6 protein-coding genes are annotated in these 4,137 nt (G+C 55.3%); all 6 read left to right on the top strand.

Going from position 1 to position 4,137, the window contains the following annotated elements:
• Positions 1-178: 178 nt before the first annotated feature.
• The 6 genes from tnpB to HKD24_RS14765 all read left to right on the top strand — a co-directional run bounded on the left by tnpB (position 179) and on the right by HKD24_RS14765 (position 4,026).
• Positions 179-472: an IS66 family insertion sequence element accessory protein TnpB gene (gene tnpB, locus HKD24_RS14750; protein WP_048851950.1), complete on the top strand. Its 294-nt coding sequence runs from the start codon at positions 179-181 to the stop codon at positions 470-472.
• 86 nt (positions 473-558) lie between these two features.
• Positions 559-942, top strand: coding sequence for an IS66 family transposase (locus HKD24_RS15500; RefSeq protein WP_265589089.1), 384 nt, complete (start codon positions 559-561; stop codon positions 940-942).
• Positions 891-1,658, top strand: coding sequence for an IS66 family transposase (gene tnpC, locus HKD24_RS15505; RefSeq protein WP_322783342.1), 768 nt, complete (start codon positions 891-893; stop codon positions 1,656-1,658). The genes HKD24_RS15500 and tnpC overlap by 52 nt, the downstream gene beginning before the upstream one ends.
• Positions 1,627-2,127, top strand: a complete 501-nt coding sequence (locus tag HKD24_RS15510) for an IS66 family transposase (protein ID WP_322783341.1) — start codon at positions 1,627-1,629, stop codon at positions 2,125-2,127. The genes tnpC and HKD24_RS15510 overlap by 32 nt, the downstream gene beginning before the upstream one ends.
• A 442-nt stretch (positions 2,128-2,569) precedes the next feature.
• Positions 2,570-3,235 carry an ABC transporter ATP-binding protein gene (locus tag HKD24_RS14760; protein ID WP_228124478.1) on the top strand — a complete coding sequence of 222 codons (666 nt, stop codon included), beginning with the start codon at positions 2,570-2,572 and terminating at the stop codon, positions 3,233-3,235.
• Entirely contained in the window at positions 3,232-4,026 is a 795-nt protein-coding gene (locus tag HKD24_RS14765) for an ABC transporter permease (RefSeq protein WP_194260928.1), read from the top strand. The genes HKD24_RS14760 and HKD24_RS14765 overlap by 4 nt, the downstream gene beginning before the upstream one ends.
• Positions 4,027-4,137: the final 111 nt, after the last annotated feature.

Here is a 4,137-nt window from a genome sequence, read left to right on the forward strand (position 1 = left end):
CTCTTCCTGGAGCGGATAAACGCCGCCGCGTAGCCATCCAGAGGGTAACACCCACCGATCCGCTCAAAACGCAGATCAAAACCGCCCCAAAGAACCGTCAATCAAAGCGCCAAAAACCAGAAATTACTCGCCAAGCACATCAATCAGCGGTTCTTCGATCCCTCCAGGTGCAACAGACATGCGCCTTGGCATGCCCGGTCTGGCGCTGAGGGTTCAACAGTTTCTGGGGAGAGACCCCTATGCTGGTGATGTTTTTGTCTTTCGTGGCCGACGCGGCGATCTGGTGAAACTGATCTGGCATGACGGGATTGGAGTGTCCCTGTATGCAAAACGGATTGAACGTGGGTATTTCATCTGGCCCTCGGCAAAGGACGGGGCCATCCATCTGAGTGCGTCACAATTAAGTTGTCTGCTCGAAGGGATCGACTGGCGTAATCCGCAGAAAACATGGCGACCTGAACTTGCGGGATAACAAAAAGGGGATCGTGATCCATAATCCTGTACCCTTTTGAACGGTTTTGTGCTGAACTGTTTTTCATGACGGGAAGCATGGATGACATGACGGCCTTACGTGCGGCACTTACCGCTGCCGAGGCGCGTGCCCGTGCTGCCGAAACCCGGGCCACAGACGCTGAAGCCCGGGCAGTCAGCGCCGAAGCGCAGATTGCCCATCTTAAACATCTTATTGCACGGATGCGTCAGGACCGCTTCGGGGCGTCATCGGAACGGGGACGGCGCCTGCTGGGCCAGCTGGAACTTGATCTGGAGGAGCTGGAAACAACGCAAGCCGAAGACGCGTCCGAAAATGCGGCGTACCTCGCTGTCCGTGCAACAGCATCGCGGAATCACCGGGGCGGCAACCCTTGCCCGCCGACCTGCCACGCGAACGGGTGGTTCTTCCTGCGCCAACACAGTGTCCGTGCTGTGGCGGGACGCGCCTGAGTAAACTGGGCGAAAGCATCACTGAGACGCTGGAAGTGATCCCACGTCAGTTCAAGGTCATTCAAACGGTGCGGGAGAAGTTCAGCTGCCGGGACTGCGAGAGCATCACCCAGCCACCAGCGCCTTTCTACCCGATCTCACGGGGCCGTGCAGGGCCAGAACTGCTGGCGGGCATTCTGTGCGACAAGTATCTCCAGCATCTGCCGCTGAACAGGCAGAGTGATGCCTTTGCACGCGAAGGGATTGATCTCGACACGTCAACGTTAGCTGACTGGGTGGGAGCCTGCACAGCGACCCTGGCCCCTCTGAACGCGCTGATCCGGGTCCATGTGCTGGCAGCTGGTCGTCTGCATGCGGATGACACCACCGTGCCCGTGCTGGCGAAGGGCCGAACACGCACCGGTCGATTGTGGAATTATGTGCGCGACGATCACCCCTTTGGAGGCACAGCACCGCCAGCCGTGTGGTTCCGTTATTCACGGGACCGCAAGGGCGAACATCCTGTCGATCATCTTTCGGGCTGGACGGGGATCGTGCAATCCGATGCCTATGCCGGATATAACGCTCTGGCAAAACCGGGCCGTCAGCCTGCACCTGTCGTGTCTGCAGGATGCTGGGCGCACGGACGAAGGGGGCTGTTCAAAATTGCAGAAAAGGACAAAGCCCCCCCTTGCCATAGAGGCCGTGCGCCGGATCGACGCCATCTTCGAGGCTGAACGTGTGATAAACGGCACCCCAGACCAGCATCGGCTCGCCGTCCGTCAGGAAAGCAGTGCTCCCATGGTAGAGAACCTGTTCATGTGGATGCGTGACACGTGCCAACGCATGTCGTCAAAAAATCCCACTGCACAGGCCATGAACTATTTTCTCAGACGACCTGACATGTTCACACGGTTTCTCCATGATGGGCGCATCTGTCTCACAAATAACGCCGCAGAGCGTGCGCTTCGTGGGATAGCCCTCGGCAGAAAAGCCTGGTTATTCGCAGGCTCAGACCGGGGCGGAGAACGCGCTGCCGCCATGTATTCCCTGATCGTCACCGCCCGGCTAAACCTTGTCGATCCCAAAGCATGGCTCGCAGATGTCCTCGCCCGTATCAACGATATGCCAAATCCACGCCTCCATGAACTCCTGCCATGGCACTGGAAAACCCTTCACCAGAGCAACAATACCATCAAAGCCTGATTACGCCCGCGGCTCTCTCCGGATGCTTACGATGATTACAACAAGAGACAGAGCCAGACGGTGTGTCTTATGACATAAATTCATAAGACAGAGCTTCATATGCCATGATGACAATGGTTCCCGCAGGACACAGCAGAATGAGATTACCTGTGAGAAGACGGAGTGTGGAGCCAACTGGAAAACTGTCCCGACCGTATTGAGCGAAGCATGATGACAAGAGTTCAGTGGCGAACGTCATGAGAATTTCACGGAGACAGCATTTATCTGCGGTCGATCAGCACTTTGCTCAGGTTCTGGGCTATAGTGTTCACGTTGAACCGGATGTTAAAATAAAAAGAGAAAGGCACGATACTCTCTGTGACCATATGTTTGAAACTCCCAGTTCTCTCCTGTTCATTCCTTACGCCTGGTACGCCGTTTCGTGGTTGATCGATCGGGTGCCATGGCGGAGTTAATGTTTACGCAGTCGTCTTCTCATATGTCTGGAGTGTCAGGCTCAGTTCTTGCACATGGGCTTTCTGTCAGAGGGTTGCGTCATGCTCATGTGGGACCATTTGATATTGATGTGCCAGCAGGATCCTGTCTGGTGGTGACAGGCCAGTCCGGCGCAGGGAAATCGGTCTTGTTGCGCATGATTGCGGATCTTGATCCGCATCAGGGTGACGTCGCGTTGGACGGCTATTTTTGTTCACGCATGCCAGCGCATCTGTGGCGGAGGCAGGTTTTATATCTTCCTGCAGACCCTGGATGGTGGAGCGATATTGTTCTGGATCATGTGTCTGACAAGGATTGTACCCATGATTTGATGGAACAGGTGGGCCTGCGTCGGGGTGTGTTGTACGATCCGATACATCGTCTCTCCACAGGTGAAAGGCAACGCCTTGCCTTGATACGTGGACTCTTGAATGCACCACGCGTCATGTTGATGGATGAGCCATGTTCAGCGCTGGATGCCACAACGACGCTTCTGGTCGAAGCTGTGTTGCGGACTAAAATAGAGGAGGGCATGACGATTATTCTTGTCTCACATGATCTGTCACAGGCTGTGCGGATGGCAGGTACGCATTGCGAAATAGTCCGCGGATGCTTGCATGAGGATGTCTCGTGACCCCAGTCTTACTCACGTCTAAAGATATGATACTGGCGGGAGGACTACTCTTCAGCAGTATCGTGCTGTCTCTGGTCATGTCTCTGGGGCTTCAGAAGGCGCTGGTGATTTCGGCTGTGCGTATGACTGTGCAGTTGGCTCTGACTGGCAGCATGTTGTTGCTGATCTTTGACCGCCCCTCTGTCTGGCTGACGATAGCGATGCTGGTTTTGATGTTCGGCGCGGCTTCATACGAGGTTGGTTCGCGTCAGCTGGTCAAACTGACCCCTGGGTGGCATTTTGGCATTGGCGGGAGCAGTACCGTTATTGGTACGGTGATTGTCGTCTTGATTGGCCTGCTGACAGCGTTGCAGCCGCATCCATGGTATCAGGCACGCACAGCAATTCCGATGACGGGTTTGCTGCTGGGGAATGTCATGAATGCTGTCAGCCTGACGATGAACACCCTGCTTTCCACAATATCGCGTGACCGTTCGGCTATAGAGGCGCGTCTGACACTTGGTGCAACCAGAGCTGAAGCCATGAATGGTTCCATCCGACAGGCAATTCGTACGGGCTTGATTCCAACGCTCAATCAGATGGCTGCAGCAGGGATTATTACCTTGCCGGGAATCATGACGGGACAAATTCTTGCGGGAATGAATCCGCTGGAAGCTGCAAAATATCAGATCGTGCTGATGAGTCTGATTGTGAGCGGCAACATCATAGGCACGACGTTGGCGGCTACCCTGACGGCAGCGCGGTTGAGTGATGCCCGGGGGCGGTTGCGGTTAGATCATCTGGTGAGATGATCTAGGTGTTTAGTCCCGGGATTTGATGGTGTGATATTTTCACGCGAGTGGAAGGAAGCCTTATGGGACAGATACGTCATGGCAGCGCCACGACCACGCACGCCGTGCGAG

The sequence above is a fragment of the Gluconobacter vitians genome, from assembly GCF_015244565.1.
GTDB lineage: Bacteria > Pseudomonadota > Alphaproteobacteria > Acetobacterales > Acetobacteraceae > Gluconobacter > Gluconobacter vitians.

Excerpts from the sequence above, each read along its gene's own strand:
- HKD24_RS14760 (WP_228124478.1), top strand. The coding sequence starts at position 2,570 with ATGGCGGAGTTAATGTTTACGCAGTCGTCTTCTCATATGTCTGGAGTG.
- tnpB (WP_048851950.1), top strand. The coding sequence starts at position 179 with ATGCGCCTTGGCATGCCCGGTCTGGCGCTGAGGGTTCAACAGTTTCTG.
- HKD24_RS15500 (WP_265589089.1), top strand. The coding sequence starts at position 559 with ATGACGGCCTTACGTGCGGCACTTACCGCTGCCGAGGCGCGTGCCCGT.